Annotated in this window: 16 protein-coding genes; 6 read left to right on the forward strand and 10 right to left on the reverse strand. The window is 39.6% G+C overall.

Going from position 1 to position 19,657, the window contains the following annotated elements; translation table 11 throughout:
* Nucleotides 1-72: 72 nt before the first annotated feature.
* Nucleotides 73-333 carry a ubiquinone biosynthesis accessory factor UbiK gene (gene ubiK / locus B7C41_RS16770; protein WP_085300107.1) on the forward strand — a complete coding sequence of 87 codons (261 nt, stop codon included), beginning with the start codon at nucleotides 73-75 and terminating at the stop codon, nucleotides 331-333.
* Between the two features lie 246 nt (nucleotides 334-579).
* Here ubiK and B7C41_RS16775 read toward each other — a convergent pair whose 3' ends face one another.
* The 6 genes from B7C41_RS16775 to ilvG form a co-directional block, all read right to left on the reverse strand.
* Nucleotides 580-1,296, reverse strand: coding sequence for a helix-turn-helix domain-containing protein (locus B7C41_RS16775; RefSeq protein WP_085300108.1), 717 nt, complete (start codon nucleotides 1,294-1,296; stop codon nucleotides 580-582).
* A gap of 182 nt (nucleotides 1,297-1,478) precedes the next feature.
* Complete coding sequence (gene ilvA, locus B7C41_RS16780; RefSeq protein ID WP_085300109.1) at nucleotides 1,479-3,059, reverse strand: threonine ammonia-lyase, biosynthetic; 1,581 nt, start codon at nucleotides 3,057-3,059, stop codon at nucleotides 1,479-1,481.
* Nucleotides 3,060-3,171: 112 nt separating this feature from the next.
* Nucleotides 3,172-5,034, reverse strand: coding sequence for a dihydroxy-acid dehydratase (ilvD, locus tag B7C41_RS16785; protein WP_085300110.1), 1,863 nt, complete (start codon nucleotides 5,032-5,034; stop codon nucleotides 3,172-3,174).
* A gap of 243 nt (nucleotides 5,035-5,277) precedes the next feature.
* Complete coding sequence (locus tag B7C41_RS16790; protein WP_085300298.1) at nucleotides 5,278-6,204, reverse strand: branched-chain amino acid transaminase; 927 nt, start codon at nucleotides 6,202-6,204, stop codon at nucleotides 5,278-5,280.
* Between the two features lie 102 nt (nucleotides 6,205-6,306).
* Nucleotides 6,307-6,564, reverse strand: a complete 258-nt coding sequence (gene ilvM / locus B7C41_RS16795; RefSeq protein WP_085300111.1) for an acetolactate synthase 2 small subunit — start codon at nucleotides 6,562-6,564, stop codon at nucleotides 6,307-6,309.
* A complete protein-coding gene (ilvG, locus tag B7C41_RS16800) occupies nucleotides 6,565-8,229 on the reverse strand; it encodes an acetolactate synthase 2 catalytic subunit (RefSeq protein WP_085300112.1) in 1,665 nt (554 codons plus the stop codon). It abuts the gene before it with no gap.
* 518 nt (nucleotides 8,230-8,747) lie between these two features.
* Here ilvG and B7C41_RS16805 point away from each other — a divergent pair.
* Nucleotides 8,748-10,271, forward strand: a complete 1,524-nt coding sequence (locus B7C41_RS16805) for a YifB family Mg chelatase-like AAA ATPase (RefSeq protein ID WP_085300113.1) — start codon at nucleotides 8,748-8,750, stop codon at nucleotides 10,269-10,271.
* A 24-nt stretch (nucleotides 10,272-10,295) separates the two neighbouring features.
* Here the strand turns inward: B7C41_RS16805 and ilvY are convergent, their stop codons facing one another.
* Nucleotides 10,296-11,171, reverse strand: a complete 876-nt coding sequence (gene ilvY, locus B7C41_RS16810) for an HTH-type transcriptional activator IlvY (protein WP_085300114.1) — start codon at nucleotides 11,169-11,171, stop codon at nucleotides 10,296-10,298.
* Between the two features lie 191 nt (nucleotides 11,172-11,362).
* Between ilvY and ilvC the strand changes: the two genes are divergently transcribed.
* Both ilvC and B7C41_RS16820 read left to right on the forward strand, forming a co-directional pair.
* Nucleotides 11,363-12,847, forward strand: coding sequence for a ketol-acid reductoisomerase (ilvC, locus tag B7C41_RS16815; RefSeq protein ID WP_085300115.1), 1,485 nt, complete (start codon nucleotides 11,363-11,365; stop codon nucleotides 12,845-12,847).
* A 289-nt stretch (nucleotides 12,848-13,136) separates the two neighbouring features.
* Entirely contained in the window at nucleotides 13,137-13,532 is a 396-nt protein-coding gene (locus B7C41_RS16820; protein WP_085300116.1) for a Fis family transcriptional regulator, read from the forward strand.
* Between the two features lie 99 nt (nucleotides 13,533-13,631).
* On the opposite strand, the gene B7C41_RS16825 is transcribed toward B7C41_RS16820, so the two are convergent.
* Complete coding sequence (locus B7C41_RS16825; protein WP_085300299.1) at nucleotides 13,632-14,882, reverse strand: glutamate-5-semialdehyde dehydrogenase; 1,251 nt, start codon at nucleotides 14,880-14,882, stop codon at nucleotides 13,632-13,634.
* 28 nt (nucleotides 14,883-14,910) lie between these two features.
* The gene (gene proB, locus B7C41_RS16830) at nucleotides 14,911-16,008 is read right to left on the reverse strand and encodes a glutamate 5-kinase (protein ID WP_085300117.1); all 1,098 of its coding nucleotides are present in this window, start codon (nucleotides 16,006-16,008) and stop codon (nucleotides 14,911-14,913) included.
* 446 nt (nucleotides 16,009-16,454) lie between these two features.
* On the opposite strand from proB, the gene B7C41_RS16835 reads away from it, so the two are divergent.
* Both B7C41_RS16835 and B7C41_RS16840 read left to right on the forward strand, forming a co-directional pair.
* A complete protein-coding gene (locus B7C41_RS16835) occupies nucleotides 16,455-17,360 on the forward strand; it encodes an acyltransferase (RefSeq protein ID WP_085300118.1) in 906 nt (301 codons plus the stop codon).
* The gene (locus B7C41_RS16840; RefSeq protein WP_085300119.1) at nucleotides 17,360-18,625 is read left to right on the forward strand and encodes a mechanosensitive ion channel family protein; all 1,266 of its coding nucleotides are present in this window, start codon (nucleotides 17,360-17,362) and stop codon (nucleotides 18,623-18,625) included. The genes B7C41_RS16835 and B7C41_RS16840 overlap by 1 nt, the downstream gene beginning before the upstream one ends.
* Here B7C41_RS16840 and tesB read toward each other — a convergent pair.
* The gene (gene tesB / locus B7C41_RS16845; RefSeq protein ID WP_085300120.1) at nucleotides 18,609-19,466 is read right to left on the reverse strand and encodes an acyl-CoA thioesterase II; all 858 of its coding nucleotides are present in this window, start codon (nucleotides 19,464-19,466) and stop codon (nucleotides 18,609-18,611) included. The genes B7C41_RS16840 and tesB overlap by 17 nt on opposite strands.
* Nucleotides 19,467-19,657 lie beyond the last annotated feature (191 nt).

Below are 19,657 nucleotides of genomic sequence, written 5' to 3' on the forward strand. Positions count from 1 at the left end.
TCGCGATCTTATTATCAAGTCCCAATATATTGGTTACAATAACGCCATAGCTTATCAATTAAGAAGATTGTGATGATTAACGCCAAGAAAATAGAAGATATTGCCAAGCAAGTAACTGATTCAATTCCTGCTGGCTTAAAAGATTTTGCTAATGAGATGGAAGATAAAACTAAGGTTGTTTTACAACGTAAACTATCTCAACTTGACGTAGTAACTCGTGAAGAATTTGACGTGCAAACGCAAGTATTAATCAAAACACGTGCTAAATTGACAGCACTTGAAGTGAAAGTGGCAGAGTTAGAAACATTAATATCAAATAACGAGAATACATAAGCAGTTATACGCATTCTCGCTTTCAGTTTTAATATTAAATTATAGTAGTAATTTATGCTGTTTGATGGGCATTGCAATTTCATTGTCATGCTCAACAATGAATTTATATATCCAGGTGTAGTGATCTTGCTGCCAGAATTGTGCTCGGTACTGAGTTCAATTGCCTGAGCAACCGAAAAACTACCAGCAAGCATAATATCGTTAGTAACAAACTAAAGGCTTGCTTACTAATGTTGATTAACATCTTCATTTAGACAGTTTTCTCTCCAAAACAAAGCCCATTATTCCTGCGCTAAAGAGGAGCACCCCGATAATTTGTAACCAGCCATTTATTTGCTGCGGAACAAGCTTCTTTTTATCAAATCGATAGAAACGACGGCCACCTTCAACCTGTTGAATAAACTGTTCACCTATGTCCTCATTCGACAGATATATTTTTTCATCTTTACGTTTTTCAATTTCAAGTTCCTTTTTAGCTATCGCGGTATGATGATCTGGTTGGGTTCTATCTAGCAATCGACGCCAGTTAGCAAAGATATTATTTGGTTCATCAGGTAATACAACACCTGACGATTCATATTGATACATCACATCCGAAAATATCATTTTACTGAAACCGGCATAAAAACAAGTGACAGCAAATACAATAAGAAAACTCGCGCTATATAAATACCGGCGTTGGTGGTTCGCATTTTTTTGTTCATTCTTTAATAACCAATGTTCAATATCTGGAATTTGTTTTAAATTATTGTTGAGATAATGATTATCTAAATCCGCTAAAAAATCATTTAAAGAAAGTGCGAGAGCACTTAACAACTGTCTAAAAATATCATTTGATGGCAATGACTTATCATTCTCTAGTTTAGAAAGATAAGACTGTTCGATGTTAGCTAAACTAGCCAGTTCTGGTTGACTTAATCCTTGAGCATTTCTTAGCGCTCTAATATGTTTGCCTAATGTCATAATTGTTTTCCTTACTGATAACTTAATTTTAATTTACCTAAATGCCGTCGACAGCAGCGTTATTCTCAAGTATTCCTAGACTAATATGAAGTTGAATATTGATGAATATTGATGGTTTGACAAAAAAAGCAGCTATAAGCTGCTTTCTTTAAAATGAGTATTACTGTTGACAGTGATGGTAATCAGGTTAAAAAGTCTTGATACGCCTTATTATCAGTTTCTTCCTGCCACTCATAACCTAGAGCTTTCAAATGAGTAAAGAACTCATTTTCTTGTACTTGCTTAACTTCAAAACCCGCTAATACTTGGCCAAACGCAGCACCGTGATTACGGTAATGAAATAATGTAATGTTCCAGTGTTCGCCAAGTGTGTCTAAAAAGTTTTCTAGAGCACCAGGGTATTCAGGAAACTGAAACCGGAAAATACGCTCTTGTGACGATGATGTATTTTTACCACCGATCATGTACCTAACATGTACTTTTGCTAACTCATTTTCAGTAAAGTCTGTTAACTCATAGCCTTGCTCTTGCAAGCTTTCTATCAGCTGCTCTCTGTCATTGGCTTCACCGCCTAATCTTGCTCCAACGAAGATATTAGCTTGTTGCACACGTGTAGAAGTATTAGCTCTATCGACATAGCGATAGTTAAACTCGGTGATTACTCTACCGGCAAGTGCTTGACAAAACCTTCTAAAGCTGCCCTTTTCTTCCGGAATTTTAACAGAAAACACAGCTTCTTTTTGTTCACCCAATTCGCAGCGTTCTGAAATATAGCGCAAGGTATGGAAGTTCATATTAGCGCCAGAAAGCACCGCTACCAAAGCTTCGTCACCTTGACTCGTTTGGCAATATTTTTGTAATCCAGCTAAGGATAATGCACCTGCGGGTTCAGAAATCACCCGAGTCTGCTCAAAAATATCTTTAATTGATGTACAAATTTCATCGGTAGATACCGTAATGACATCATCACAGTAGTTCTTAATTAAATCGAATGTATGCTCACCAATGCGCTTAACTGCGACACCATCGGCAAATAACCCCACCTGTGCTAGATCTACTGGCTTACCTGCAATTAACGCAGATTTTAAACACGCCGAATCTTCAGCTTCAACACCAATTACTTTAATATTAGGCTGCAACTGCTTTAAATAAACAGCCATACCCGCTAATAGCCCACCACCACCTACGGGCACAAAAACCACCTCAGTATTGGGTTGTTGCTGCAATAACTCTTTCGCTACGGTACCTTGGCCTGCAATAACGTCAGGGTCATCAAAAGGGTGAATCAAAGTTTTACTTTCAGCTTCTGCGTACTCAACAGAAGCTTGCTGCGCCTCATTAAAACTTTTACCAACTAAGCGTACTTCTGCGCCAAAACGCCTAACATTATCAACTTTAATATCAGGTGTAGTAATTGGCATAACAATAGTCGCTTTAATACCAAGCTTATGCGCTGCTAATGCTAACCCTTGAGCATGATTACCTGCAGATGCAGCCATTACACCATGTAAGCATTGCTGCTCAGATAAATTAATTAACTTATTGTAAGCACCACGTAATTTAAAAGAATGCACCGGTTGTTGATCTTCACGCTTAAGGAATATTTTATTTCCTAAGCGTGAGGATAGCTTAGTTAACGGCGTTAAATCAGACTCAATAGCAACATCATAAACAGGTGCTAATAATATTCGACGTAAGTAATCAAGCGCTTGCCCTTGCAAAGCCTTATCTTTAACTAATGTCTGCTGCTCAGTTTCAGTCATTATTTTTCTACCAAACCGTCAAGTAAAGTTCTGTTTCTCACTGCACCTTTGTCAGCACTGGTTGCTTTAACTGGATTGAGTGCGTAATTTTTCAATTTATGCTGCGACATTATTATTTTTCCACCAAGCCATCAAGTAAGGCTCTATTGCGAACTGCGCCTTTATCGGCACTGGTTGCTAGCATTGCGTAGTTTTTCAATGCATAACTAATTGGGCGAACACGATCAGCGGGTTGCCAAGCTTTCTTGCCTTTAGCTTCCATCGCGGTACGACGCGCCGCCAATTCTTCAGTCGACACTTGCAGTGTAATTTCGCGAGTAGGAATATCAATATGAATAATGTCACCTTGCTCAACTAAGGCAATCGTACCGCCATCAGCAGCTTCAGGTGATACATGACCGATCGATAAACCTGATGTACCACCAGAAAATCGACCGTCAGTTAATAGCGCACAGGCCTTACCTAAGCCCATAGATTTTAAGTAAGTGGTTGGGTAAAGCATTTCTTGCATGCCAGGTCCGCCTTTAGGGCCTTCGTAACGAATTACCACCACTTCGCCAGCAACAACCTTGCCTTCTAAAATACCTGCTACGGCAGCGTCTTGGCTTTCAAATATATGAGCAGGACCGGTAAATACTAAATTATCGTCACTCACGCCTGCAGTTTTAACAACACAGCCATCAACGGCAATATTACCTGAAAGTACCGCTAAGCCGCCTTCGGTTGAAAAAGCATGATCAATACTACGAATACAGCCATTAGCTCGGTCATCATCCAAGGTGTCCCAACGACAATCTTGGCTAAAGGCTTTTGTGGTACGAATGCCAGCAGGACCTGCACGATAGAATTTTTTAACCGCTTCATCCTCCGTAACTTTAATGTCATATTTGGCGATAACATCAGCTAACGTGGTACCCAAAACATTTGGCACATCTGTAGTTAATAAATTAGCACGGGCTAGTTCGCCCAAAATAGCAATAACACCACCAGCACGATGGACATCTTCCATATGATACTCAGGTGTCGATGGTGCAACTTTACAAAGCTGAGGCACAATACGTGATAGTTTATCCATATCTGCCATGGTGTAATCTATTTCAGCTTCTTGTGCTGTCGCGAGTAAATGCAAAATAGTATTAGTTGAACCGCCCATAGCAATATCTAAACACATGGCATTTGAGAAAGAGTCTTTGTTAGCGATATTGCGTGGCAATGCTGACTCGTCGTTTTGTTGATAGTAACGTTTAGTTAATTCAACAATTTGTTTACCAGCGTCTAAAAATAGCTGTTCCCTGTCAGCATGAGTTGCCAACATTGAACCGTTACCCGGTAAGGCTAACCCTAACGCTTCAGCTAAACAGTTCATTGAATTTGCGGTGAACATGCCAGAACAAGAACCGCAGGTTGGACAGGCAGAGCGTTCAACTTGATCGGATTGCTCGTCAGATACTTTTGGATCTGCGCCTTGGATCATGGCATCAACTAAATCTAGTTTGATAATTTGATCTGAAAGCTTAGTTTTACCTGCTTCCATTGGTCCGCCTGAAACAAAAATCACCGGAATATTTAAGCGCATAGCTGCCATTAACATGCCAGGGGTGATTTTGTCACAGTTTGAAATACACACCATAGCATCAGCGCAATGGGCATTTACCATATACTCTACTGAGTCAGCAATTAAGTCGCGAGACGGTAAACTATAAAGCATACCGCTATGGCCCATGGCGATACCATCATCAACAGCGATGGTATTAAACTCTTTAGCAACTCCGCCAGCTTCTTCAATAGCGCCAGCAACTAATTGCCCCATATCTTTTAAATGTACATGGCCAGGGACAAACTGCGTAAAAGAATTAACTACAGCAATAATAGGTTTGCCAAAATCGCCATCCGTCATACCTGTTGCACGCCAGAGCGCACGCGCGCCTGCCATATTTCGGCCTTGAGTCGAGGTTGCTGAGCGTAATTTTGGCATGACAAATTCCCTAAATGCGTTAAGTTTTAATATTATAAGTTTTGTATTTGTTATTTTAAAAAAACACTATCTGAATGATCTTTTAAAATAATTTAATTTGAACAACAAAATGCAGTTAATGCCGAAGTTGCAAAATCATTTATACAAATAAGCTAAATGACCAAGTTCGAGAGGTTAAATTAGCCCGCTACGCGGAACACGTAGCTAGGCTATAAATCAGCGAGCACTGAATTTAATCGAACATTATTCTACGTTGTCTAACCAACCTTCTGGTACTTCAGTAGTACCGTCAAAAATACCAAAAAAGGCTTCTTGAAGTGCTTTAGTAATTGGTCCTCGAGAACCATCACCTACTGGCATTCCATCTACTGATTTCACTGGCACTACTTCAGTCGCGGTACCACACATGAAGAATTCATCGGCTAGGTATAAAGACTCGCGAGAAATCGGCTCTTCACGTACTTCATAACCTAATTGCTCAGCAAGGAAAAATACCGTATCACGGGTTAAACCTTGTAAAATTGAAGCTGTTCCTGGAGGAGTATAAATAACACCTTTACGGATCAAGAATAAGTTCTGGCCTGCACCTTCACTCACCATGTTATTCACGTCTAGGGCAACGCCTTCAGCATAACCGTGACGAGCTGCTTCAGTAGAAATCAACTGTGAAGACAAGTAGTTACCGCCAGCTTTAGCCGCTGTAGGCATAGTATTTGGCGCTAAGCGATTCCAGCTTGATACACCAACTTCAACACCATTTTCAATAGCATCAGCACCTAAATAAGCTTCCCAGCTAAATGCAGCAATCATAACGTCAGCTACAGCGTCAATTGGTGGACGAAGACCCATACCAATATCGCCTAAAAATGCTAACGGACGTAAATAAGCTGACTTTAAATTGTTTTTAACTACGGCATCTTTACACGCTTGAATCACTTCTTCTTCTGTAAAAGGAATGTTCATACGGTAGATTTTCGCCGAATCAAATAAGCGCTTAATGTGCTCTTCTAAACGGAAAATACATGTACCTTTATGCGTATTGTAAGCACGAATACCTTCAAAAACTGATGAACCATAATGTAGTGCATGGCTCATTACATGTACTGTAGCGTTCTGCCACGGCATGAGTTCACCATTAAACCAAATTAGTTCTGCATTAACTTTAGCCATTTCTATTCCTAAATTTTGTTTTATCTCAATCAAACCACGCTGGTTAACCAGCATTTTCTGATTTAGTTTTTATTGCTTGTTGCGGTAAATTTTAACCCAGCATTATGCTATACATTGCTGCGATGCACTATTGTCTACCTTGACTTCTTTGATGTCGATTAGTTTATTTATTTGATCCACTAAAAGTTCGATTGGCCGCTCACTTCTGACCAATAATTCAATGGTGCCAATATTGGTGCCGGTATTAACTTGTGCATGAATACCTGAGATTAAAAAACCACGATAGCGAGCCACTTGTAAAATACGCTCAAGTACCACTTGCTTGTCATCTGCTTTGATCATCAATTGGTAATTGTTCATTTACGTACTCTCCATCATTTTATCATTGGCAGTATTCGGCGGTACTAGCGGCCAAACATTATCTTGGGCATTTATTTTTACTTGCAACAAATACGGGCCATCATGGTTCATCATATCTTCAATGGCATCGCTCACTTCCGATTTTTTTGAGATCAACTTTGCTTTAATATCAAATGCATTCGCTAGCATAACAAAATCAGGATTATCGGCTAAATCAGTTTCACTTAATCGGCCATTAAAGAATAAATCTTGCCATTGTCGCACCATGCCTAATTTAGCATTATCAATAAGAACAATTTTAACCGGCAACTGAAAACGCTTGATCGTGGAAAGCTCTTGCACATTCATCATAAATGAACCATCACCCGATACAGCAACTATACAATCGGTTGGTCGACTAACTTGAGCACCAACCGCCGCAGGTACGCCAAAGCCCATAGTCCCCATACCGCCACTGGTTAAAAAGTTACTTGGATCATCAAATAACATATGCTGTGCAGCCCACATTTGGTGTTGACCAACATCAGTAGTTACACAGGTATTTTTCGGCATTTTATCGCTAACTTCTTTCAGCACTGCAGGAGCAAAAATCGACTCCCCAGGGTGGTTGTAATCCCAAGCAAAATCAACTTTCATCTGCTGACATTTATCTTGCCAAGTAGCAATTGATAACGGGATAGCTAAGGCAGGTAAATTCACTTTTAAATCACCTAGTATCGCTGCATCAGCTACTCTACGTTTATTAATTTCAGCGGTATCGATATCAAAATGAATCACTTTCGCATTCGGTGCAAATTCATTTAACTTGCCAGTAACTCGGTCATCAAAACGCGCGCCGACTGCAATCAATAAATCACACTGTTGAACCGCCAAATTTGCCGCTTTAGTACCATGCATGCCTAACATGCCTAAATAGTTTTCATCTTCTGGGTCAATAGCACCTAAACCTTTCAACGTTGAAACGCTCGGCACACCCGTTATGCTAGCGAACTCTCTTAATTCATCAACAGCATTGGCCATACCCACACCACCACCAACGTATAACACTGGTTGTTTTGCTTGATTCAATAATGCAATCGCACTTCCAACATTGGCTGGTGGCAATTTAACTTTATTTTTCAAACTCACTAATTTATCTAAGCAACCGTTAACTTCTGCTAGTTGAATATCCTTTGGAATATCAACTAATACCGGTCCTTGTCGACCTTCTAATGCAATAGCAAAAGCTTGGTGCAATACTTTCGCTAAATCGTTAATGTCAGTCACTTGGAAAGAATGTTTAGTACATGCCAACGACAAACCGAAAATATCTATCTCTTGGAAAGCATCAGAGCCCATCGCTGAGGTCGCCACTTGTCCGGTTATCGCAACAACAGGAATTGAGTCAGCAAGTGCGTCAGCCAAGCCAGTAATTAAATTGGTTGCTCCGGGGCCTGAGGTGGCAAAACAAACGCCAACCTTGCCAGAGGCTCTAGCATAACCAACAGCAGAAAAAGCTGCCCCTTGCTCATGTCGACACAAAAAATGCTCAACGTTACTATCATACAAAGCGTCATAAATTGGCATAATGGCGCCGCCTGGGTAACCAAAAACATGCTCAACGCCATGCTGTTCCAAGACATTAAATAGTAAGCTTCCGCCAGTTAATTTTTTTTCTGTCGCCATGTTTGTTTCAACTTTCCAATTACTTTTTTATTCAAAAACCATTCATTTTTAGAAAGCAGCTGCAATAAATTATAATTTGTCAGCTTTCTTGCCAAAGTAAATGATGCCAAAGCGCTTTACGCAATTTATTTATCTCTGAAACGACAAACCCCCCGGTCTTTTCAGAGCGAGGGGTTTGTTATTTTAAAAGTTTTTCTTTAGCTCAACAAACAACCCCGCGATGATTTAATAATCACCACGACGAGAATGTTAATAATCACTGAGCTATTTTTTTGCATTTTTATATACTTTTTATGTAAATTTATTAAAAATAGATTTGCTGTTTTCAGCCTATTTAAATTAGTACCATAGCTCTAATCCTTAACGCAAGCATTTTTGTTATAGTTTTTTTTAGTCACTTTATTTTATTAGTTATAACCACTTCAGTTTTACCAAATATTAAATAACTTGTTTTTCGCACAAACACCATTCTTTGACTACAATTCCCTGATAACTTGGCACACTTAAAATGGATTTTTATGGCCTTAGCTTGTGTTTATAGTCGAGCCCGAATAGGACTCGAATCACCGTTAGTCACTGTCGAAGTGCACTTAGCAAACGGCTTACCGGCGTTCAACATCGTGGGTTTACCAGAAACATCGGTACGAGAAGCAAAAGATCGCGTACGTAGCGCCATCATCAACTGTGGCTATGAATTTCCCGCCAAGCGCATCACCGTTAATTTAGCGCCAGCTGACTTACCCAAGGAAGGCGGACGCTTTGATCTCCCCATTGCAATTGGCATTTTAGCCGCAGCATCACAACTGCCCGATACCGACTTGCAACAATACGAATTTGCTGGCGAGCTCGCATTATCAGGTGAATTAAGGCCAATCATAGGTGAAATTCCCATGGCAATGGCGTGTAAACAAAGTGACCGAACGCTTGTGATCCCCAGTGAAAATGCCGAGCAAGCAAGTTGGGTGAAACAAACAAAAATACTGAGCTTGTCGCATTTGACTCAACTATTTCCACACTTTCTCAAGCAGCAAACCTTACCTTTTGTTGAAACAACATTGAGCCATAACCCAACGATAAATTGCCAGTATGATATCGCCGATGTTGTCGGTCAGCCCTTGGCTAAACGCGCATTGGAAATTGCCGCAAGCGGTGGTCACAATTTGCTGTTCATTGGTCCTCCAGGTACAGGAAAAACGATGTTAGCCAGTCGCTTACCGGGAATTTTACCGCCAATGACTGAACAAGAAGCCCTTGATAGCGCAGCCATTCAATCTATCTGCCACAAAAGTGTTAACCCTGATTCTTGGCTAACACGGCCTTTTCGAGCACCACACCACACAGCGTCATCTGCCGCTTTGGTTGGCGGCGGCAGTCACCCGCAACCCGGTGAAATTTCACTCGCCCACAATGGGGTATTATTTCTTGATGAGCTACCTGAATTTGAGCGCAAAGTGCTTGATGTCTTACGAGAACCAATGGAATCTGGAGAAGTCACCATTTCACGAGCCTTAGTGAAGCAAACTTTTCCGGCTCAATTTCAATTGGTTGCTGCGATGAATCCTAGTCCAACAGGTTTTTACAATGATAAACGTAGCACGCCTGAACAGGTACTTCGCTATTTGAATCGGCTTTCAGGCCCCTTTCTCGACCGTATCGATATACAAATTGAAGTCACTCGATTACCGAAAGGCATGTGGGCCAATAGCACTGAAAAAGGTGAGTCTAGCTATGTCATCCAACAACGAGTTCATCAATGCCATCAGCGACAAATGCAGCGACAAAACAAAGCTAATGCCCAGCTTAGCAGTGCTGAGTTACGGATAGTTTGTCAACTTGACGCTGAAGATAATGAGTTTTTAGAGCTTGCTATTGAAAAGTTGAATTTATCAACTCGAGCACACCATAAAATTTTAAAAATTGCCCGTACTCTAGCCGACATGGAAGCGTTAGAAAACATTGAACGTAAACACCTTATCGAAGCGTTGTCTTACCGTGCCATGGACAGAATACTGCGCCATTTAACTGATGCCATTACGCTTTAACACACGTAAGCCACTTCCGTTTATCTATTGAATAGCATCAAAAAAAGCCTTTATCACTGGCTGATCTTTACTTTGATTCAAGCAACAAACACCAAGATCAAAGGGTTCAATTGCCCCCACGTTTTCTAGGTACTGCACGCGGTCTTTCACTGGGCTGTTTTCTACCACAACGCGCGGCACAATACCGACACCACAACCTAAAGCCACCATACTGACAAGGGCTTCATGGCCAGAAACTGTTGCATAAATATTGGCTTTACCTTGCTGTTTTTTACGAAACCAATATTCAAAACGTTTACGTGCCGCGCCATGCTCAGGCAAAATAATCGGTACATCAGACCAAATAAAATCACTTTGAATTTGCTGTTGGACTTGGCAAACCATGGTCGGTGCAATCACCGACAATGGAATTTCAGCCAAATGGTGAAAGGTGAAAATTCGCGATAATTGCTCAGGTCTGGCAGCAATGGCAAAATCAACCGCTTGTTTTTCGACTTGCTCTAAGGCGTCCGCAGCATCACCGGTGGTAAGCATTATTTCTACTAATGGGTGTTGCTGTCGAAAGCGTTCAAGCAGCGGTGGCAAATGGCTGTAAGCCGCGGTAACAGAACAGTAAATATGTAATTTACCTTGTAGCTCTGCCTGCTTTTGATTTAGCGACAATTGCAACATTTGCCACTGTTCAAGCTGTTGCTCAGCAAATTGACGGAATTGTTTACCCGCTTCGCTAAGTACCACAGTACGGTTATCTCGATGCAGCAAAGAGCTGCCAAGTTCCAATTCCAAGCGTTGAATAGCACGACTTAGCGTTGATGGGCTAACATGATGCAATTCGGCAGTTTTACCAAAATGAAGTGATTTTGCCAAATCAACAAACATGCGTAATGACTTAAATTCCATACTCGACCTTAAATTGACTAACAACGCTTATTTTGCAGTAGTTGCCAATACAGTATTGCGTTTTTCGCAACACTGCAATGCAAATATATCATTTTAAGCAACAATAAATTTGCGTTAGGATATTGCTCACATCATAAAATTGATAACTTTATTAAGATTCCTTGGTCTATAGCCAAGTACAGGAGAGCAAGATGGCTAACTATTTCAATACTTTAAGTTTGCGTGAGAAATTATCACAATTAGGCAAATGTCGCTTTATGCAACGTGAAGAATTCAGCGACGGTTGTAATTTTATTAAAGATTGGAATATTGTCATCGTTGGTTGTGGTGCTCAGGGCCTGAACCAAGGCTTGAATATGCGTGATTCTGGCTTGAATATTTCTTATGCTTTACGTGACGCTGCCATTGCAGAAAAGCGTCAGTCTTATCAATGGGCTAGCGAGAATGGTTTTACGGTTGGTAGTTACCAAGAATTAATTCCACAAGCTGATTTAGTACTTAATTTAACGCCTGATAAACAGCATACATCTGCCGTTAGCGCAGTTATGCCGTTAATGAAGCAAGGTGCGACACTTTCATATTCACACGGTTTTAATATTGTTGAAGAAGGCATGCAAGTGCGTCCAGATATTACCGTAGTAATGGTTGCTCCTAAATGTCCGGGTACTGAAGTACGTGAAGAATACAAACGTGGTTTTGGTGTGCCAACGTTAATTGCTGTACATCCTGAAAATGATCCTCAAGGTAACGGTTTAGCCATTGCTAAAGCATATGCTTCTGCTACTGGTGGTGATCGTGCTGGCGTTCTTGAATCATCATTCATTGCCGAAGTTAAATCTGACTTAATGGGCGAACAAACCATTCTATGTGGCATGCTACAAACGGCTGCCGTATTAGGACACAAGCAATTAATTGCCCAAGGTATGGATGCTACTTACGCTCGTAAATTACTGCAGTATGGTATTGAAACCACTACTGAAGGTTTAAAGCATGGTGGTATTACCAACATGATGGATAGGCTTTCAAACCCGGCTAAAATTAAAGCTTTTGATATGTCTGAAGAGTTGAAAGTGATTTTACGTCCGTTATTTGAAAAGCATATGGACGATATTATCGAAGGTCGCTTCTCTACAACTATGATGGAAGACTGGGCAAATGATGACGCTAACTTATTAAATTGGCGCGCAGAAACAGCGGAAACGTCATTTGAACTAGCTGCTGATTGCGACACAGAAATTACTGAACAAGAATATTATGACAAAGGCATTTTTGTGGTTGCCATGATCAAAGCCGGTGTAGAGTTAGCGTTTGAGTCTATGGTTGCAGCGGGTATTATTGAAGAGTCTGCATATTATGAGTCTCTGCATGAAACACCATTAATTGCCAACTGTATTGCTCGTAACAAACTTTATGAAATGAACGTTGTAATTTCTGATACTGCTGAATATGGAAATTACTTATTTACTCATGCCGCATTACCGTTATTAGCTGACTACGCAAGTAACTTAACCTTAGAGCAATTGGGTGAAGGGCTTTCTGCCTCTAACACTGGTGTTGATAACGTGCGTTTAATTGAAGTTAATGAAGCTATTCGTAGCCACCAAGTAGAAGTTGTTGGTAAAGAATTACGTGGTTACATGACAGATATGAAACGTATTGTTGAAGCGAATAGCTAAACTCTAGCACTAGCTTCGAGGCAATATAATTCAAACGATATTGACGGCATTGGTTATTTAACCAATGTCGTTTTTTGCATTATTACAGACAAACTTCGTATCATTTACAAGTTAACAAGTAAATTAGTTAGATAAATGGCACTCCAACCAACGCAAGAACACCTAAATATAGTCTCTATAAACTGATGTTATGTTCGAATAAGCAAATTAATTTAACTGTTCGACTATCAATAGCACTCAGTTAATGAAAAAATTCATCCAATTAAATCATCACTAGCGATAGTAAATAATGAAACTTAACAAAACCACACAAAAGCTCGATAACAACGTATGTAAAGCATTGACCATCGCTTGCGAAAACTCTTTGCATGAGGTTAAGGGCTTTTCTTGGTTAACGCATCGCGCGAATTATACCAACTTCCCGGCGAGTTTAGTGGTGACCTGTGTATTTGAAACTGATGATGAAATTATCGCGATGAAAGAAGCATCGTTAGATGAACAGTTACGTCAAACCATTCAAAAGCAACTATTGAAAGTCGGTGTTGTACTAAAGAATGTGCGTCAAAATATACATTTTGATAGTGAAGAATCATGCATGCGAGAGCATCAAGGACGTTGGCCAGACCGATTACAACTGAATAGCCCTAAACAAAAACCCACTAAAAGCCGTCATAAAATGCATTAGTTGACACTATTACCACTTCTTATGAAAGCCGCTTATTATAAGTCAGCGACGATACTACCTATTATCGTCACTGACTTTACCAATATGCAAAAATTAAGCTTAATCTCTAATTTGCCCATCGCCTAACACAACAAATTTTTCAGTGGTCAATGCCGTTAAGCCCATAGGTCCATAGGCATGTAGTTTGCTGGTAGAAATACCAATTTCAGAACCAAGACCAAGCTGACCACCATCAGAAAAACGTGAAGACGCATTAACCATCACCACCGACGAATTAATACTGCGAACAAAACGCTGACTGCGCGAAGTATCTTGCGTAACAATAACCTCGGTATGATCTGAACTATAGGCTTGAATATGCTCAATAGCCTGCGCAAAATTTGCTACAACTTTCACTGCAATTTCTTGTGCTAAGTATTCCGCTTGAAAGTCGGCTTCAGTAGCAATTTCTGCATTAGCAAAAGAGCTAATACTCTCACTACAAGCATGAACTTTAACCTGAGCAGGTAACAGTGCCGCAGCCATTTTTGGTAGCAGTTCATCAGCAATATCACCATGCACTAAAACTGTTTCTAACGCGTTACAGGCACTTGGTCGTTGAGTTTTTCCATTCACTAATATATTTAGCGCTTTCTCAACATCAGCATATTTATCAATATATAAGTGGCAAACACCTTTAAAGTGTTGAATCACGGGGATTTGGCTGTGCTCAGTAACATAGCGTATCAAGCCTTCACCACCACGCGGGATCACTAAGTCAATAGTTTCCCGTTGTTTTAATAATAATTCAATAACGTCACGACTGGTATCAGGAATGACAGTAATGCAATTTTTATCAATATTGGCTTGCTCTAATACCTGGTGTAAACATTTTGCTAAAGCAATATTACTATGAATAGCTTCAGAGCCACCGCGCAAGATCACGGCATTACCTGATTTTAAACATAACGCGGCCGATTCAGCGGTAACATTAGGACGTGCTTCATAAATCATCGCGATAACGCCCAATGGAATACGCATTTTTCCTACTTGTATGCCATTTGGCCTTAAAGTCATATTACTGATATGACCAATAGGGTCATCTAAGCGCACAATCTCTCGAATAGCGTCAGCAATATCGTTAATAGCTTGCTCAGTGAGCAGTAACCTATCAAGCATCGCTGACGATAAGCCTTTGGCTCTACCAGCCTTAATATCTTTTGCGTTTTCAACAATAATTGTCGCGCTACTGGCAACAATGGCATCAGCCATTTTCAATAATAAGTCATTTTTTTCAAGGCTAGTTAGCTGAGCAACGGTTAACGCAGCTTGTTTTGCCAACACCGCACTTTTTGCAATATCAAACATTATTTTTACTCTACCTATTAATTTACTGTGGCTAGACAACGACCATATCGTCACGGTGAATAACGACTTTACTTGGACAGCAGCCGAGTAAAGCAACAATGTCATCACTGTTTTTACCTTGAATACGTTTTAAGTCACGGTAACTGTATTGGCTGATACCTTTCGCAATATGTTGACCATTATTGCCATCACAAATATCAATACAATCTCCAGCGTTAAAGGTACCAGTGACTTCAATAATGCCGGATGGCAATAAAGAAGCACCTTTATTCATCAACGCATTTACTGCGCCAGTATCTAATTGCACTTTACCGGTGCTTTTAAGCGTATGCTTGAGCCAGTGCTTACGCGCACGTGTTGCTCCTTGTTTGGCAATAAAGTGTGTGCCTGGGTTATTACCTTGCAAGATTTTTTCAAAAACATCACCACGGCTACCATTTAAAATATAGGTTTCAATGCCGTTTTCTACCGCCTTTTCCGCCGCTTGAATTTTAGTTTTCATCCCGCCAGTAGCAATATGGTTATTGGTAGCCCCTGCCATAGCGTAAACGGACTCGTTTATTTCGCTAATTTCAGGTAGTAATTTTGCTTGCGGGTTTATGCGCGGGTCTTGGTCATAAACACCATCTACATCGCTTAATATAAATAAACTATCAGCTTCACTAACTAAAGCAACCAAAGCGGCTAAGTTGTCATTGTCACCAACTTTTAGTTCATCAGTTGCGACGGTATCATTTTCATTAACAATGGGGATAACGCCATTAGCCAGTAATATTCTTAAGGTATTTTTGATACTGATGTAACGCTCTCGGTCTTTCAAGTCACCATGAGTAATCAATAATTGGCTGCATGGCACATCAAAAAAGCGCTGCCAATTTGCCATCATTTGCATTTGACCAACGGCTGCCATAGCCTGTTTTGTGGGTATTGAGGGATTAGGAGAACCGTGCGTAATTAAACTTCTGCCAGCAGCAACGCTACCAGATGAGACCAGAATTATTTCTTTACCTGCTTGTTGGCATTGTGTAATAAAGCGAGCGATTGCAAGTAAATACTTGCCACTACATCCTTTGGCGTCTGGAGAAACCAAAGCACTGCCCACCTTAATAACTGCACGATTAAACTTCATTACAACTCCTTTATTTGGTGTTCATTAAGCTTGCCTTGAATGATGGTTAATTTGCAATCAACTTTTGCATTTAATCTAGACTTGTTTGCTATTTTCTACTGCTTAATGGAATTAGTACGCTTAAGTAATGATTTTACTATCCTAATATGGTCAATTATTTGATAATTATCGCTAGCAATAAATTAATGTTGCGTTTTTATCCAATTTATTTTCACCTTGCAAAGGTAAACAATAACTGAATTTCGACGAAGAAAAGCTAAAAATTGTATAGTTTAAATGCCACTTTCATGACTTTCGTCGGAATTTCCTATGCCACTGCAAATAATTGGCTAACGTTTATTTTATTAGCCGACTACTAATTTTTAACGATTTTTACTGAAAAAAAGCGTAAAACCCATTAAGATTATAACCAGTAATTATGCTCTCAATTATTTGGTTTTTGTTTTATGCTACATTTCTTACCTGCGCCCATTATCAGCTGTATCTCTTTTATTATATACATTGCTAATACTATATTATGGTTAATTCCCATACTTATATGCTCATTATTGAAGGCATTAGTTCCTTTAAACTTATGGCAAAAATTCTTTAGCTATTTACTCGACCAAATGGCAAGTAATTGGGTGCTATTTAATACCTTTAATCAAAAATTGTTCACTAAAACAACATTTCAAGTCACGGGGTTAGAAAAGCTAAAAATGAAAGACTGGTACCTAGTGATCAGTAATCACCAAAGCTGGGTAGATATAGTAGTTTTACAGCGAATTTTGCATGGTAGAATTCCTTTTTTAAAATTCTTTCTAAAAAGAGAACTAATTTACGTACCTTTATTAGGTTTAGCATGGTGGGCGCTCGATTTTCCTTTTATGAAACGCTATAGCCAGCACTTTTTAAAAAAGAACCCTCACTTAAAAGGTAAAGATATTGAAACGACGAAGAAAGCCTGTGAAAAATTTAAGCACAAGCCCGTCAGTGTAATGAATTTCATCGAAGGAACACGCTTTACCAATGAAAAGCATAAAAAACAAAATTCACCTTTCCAACGGTTATTAAAACCAAAGGCAGGTGGTATTGGCTTTGTTTTACAGGCGATGAAAGGAAACCTTAGTAAGGTAGTAAACGTGACAATTTATTATCCGGATGGTACGCCAAGTTTTTTTGATTTTTTAACAGGACGTGTCAAACAAGTTGATATTTGTATCGAAACTCAAGACATTGATGATTCGCTTAAAGGTGATTACGTCAATGATCGTGCCTATAAAATACAATTTCAGAAGTGGGTAAACCAACTTTGGCTTGATAAAGATCAGAAAATGCTGCAACTTGAGGAAAAAGCCAAAAGGGAATTTTAATGCAAGCAATTATTACATCATGGTTAACTGAACAAGGCATGGCTACGGCTTACATTGCCTTAAGTACAGCTGTTATAGGCTGTGCGGTAATTTTGCTGTTATGTAGCATTAGCTTTTACCTAACAAAGCATCAAGTGTTGGTCATTATTCATAAACTAATTACGACATCAAAAAATACTTGGGATGATTTATTATTCGATCACCAAGTATTTTCTCGTATCGCTTTGCTTGTGCCTTTTGTTTTGTTGCTATTGCTCACGCCAATATTTATTGATGCTGAGTCACTACTTGCCACCGTTATAATCATTTTTGCCAAGGTCGCGATTTGTTTCCAAATTGCTCGTAGTATCAGCTCGGTACTCAATGTTATTAATAGCGCCTATCGACAAAAAGCAAGTGAACGCTATTTACCATTAAATTCAACCTTACAAGTCATCAAGCTTGTAGTGTATTTAGTAGCAAGTATTTTAGCGATATCATTAGTTTTAGACCGTTCACCATTATATTTACTCAGTGGTTTAGGCGCATTAACTGCAGTACTGATTTTAGTTTTCCAAGATACTATTAAAGGCTTAGTCGCTAGTATTCAAATTTCAGCCAATAAAATGGTCGCACCAGGCGATTGGATTGAATTACCTAAATATGGCGCTGATGGTGATGTACTAGAAATTGGTTTGAATACCGTAAAAGTAAAAAACTTTGATAATACCATTACCACCGTACCGACCTACGCACTAACTAGTGGCTCATTTAAAAACTGGCGCGGCATGCTTAATTCTGGCGGACGACGCATTAAACGCTCAATTGTTATCGATGTACGAAGCATTCACTTTTATAACCAAGAACAAATTAAAGCACTACAATCGGTACAATTAATTAGTGATTATTTAGCAGGAAAGCAACAAGAGATATCTCAAGAAAGTGCAGATAAAGCCATTGGGAACTTAACAGGTAGAACAACGATAAATAGTCGACAATTAACCAATATAGGCACATTTAGAGCCTATATCACGGCTTACTTAAGACAACACACAAAAGTTCATCAAGAAATGACATGTATGGTAAGACAACTACCGTCTACTGAGGTTGGCTTACCACTAGAACTATACTTCTTTAGTAATGACAAAAATTGGGTAAATTATGAAGCCATACAGGCAGACATATTTGACCACCTATATGCCGCGGCTCCAATGTTTGATCTACGAATATTTCAACACCCAAGCGGTTACGACTGGCAGAGTCAGCACGCTAGCGCTGACGCATAACACCTTCTTGCATAGTGGATGCAACCAATAACCCTTCACGATTGAATATTTGTCCTTTGACTAGCCCTCGGCCACCGCTCGCTGATGGGCTATCCATACTATAAAGTAGCCACTCATCTAAACGAAATGGGCGGTGAAACCACATTGAATGGTCAATCGTTGCTAATTGAAAATTTGGCTGCCAATAACTAACGCCGTGCGGATAAAGCGCTGTTGGTAAAAAAGAAAAATCTGAAGTGTAAGCTAATAAATAAGTATGAATACGCAAATCTTCCGGTAGTTCTCCATTTGCTTTTATCCACGTATAACATTTGGCTTCAGTTTTTTCTGGCTTCAACCAGTTATATTGCTTCACTGGCCTCATCTCTATCGGTTTTTCCGATAAAAATTTACCGCGAATTTCTTCAGGAATCGCTGCTTGGTTATCAAAAATAAAATCAGTATAAGACTTTAATCCTTCAGGGCCAGGTACTTCTGGCATCACATCTTGATGATCAAATCCGGTTTCTTGCTGTTGAAATGAAGCCGTCATGTAAAAAATAGCTTTACCATTTTGAATAGCATTAACCCGTCTAGTATTAAAACTGCGACCATCGCGAATTTTTTCAACTTGATAAACGACCGGCTTACTTGCGTCTCCAGGTCTTAAAAAGTATGAATGTAATGAGTGAACATTATGAGTTACCGCAACGGTTTCTTGTGCCGCAGACAGCGCCTGCCCCATTACTTGACCACCAAACAATGCACGGAAGCCTAAATCCTGACTTTCACCCCGATAAATTCCTTGCTCTATCGCTTCTAACTTCAATAGCGCCGTTAAATCTTTTAACACCTGACTCATAAATACTCTTCATTTTATTTACAAACAACTACTTGCTTACATTATAACGCGCAATATCGCTATTCATAATGCTTTCAATGAATAAAGTCAGTGTGCTATCCATATTATTTACTCCGACCACCTGACTTACAGGCAAGACATGATTATTTAGTGTTGAATTTAGCAAAAATCTAAGATATGTTGCTTAATAT

Source organism: Cognaticolwellia mytili (assembly GCF_002104475.1).
In the GTDB taxonomy this organism is placed as follows: Bacteria; Pseudomonadota; Gammaproteobacteria; order Enterobacterales; family Alteromonadaceae; genus Cognaticolwellia; species Cognaticolwellia mytili.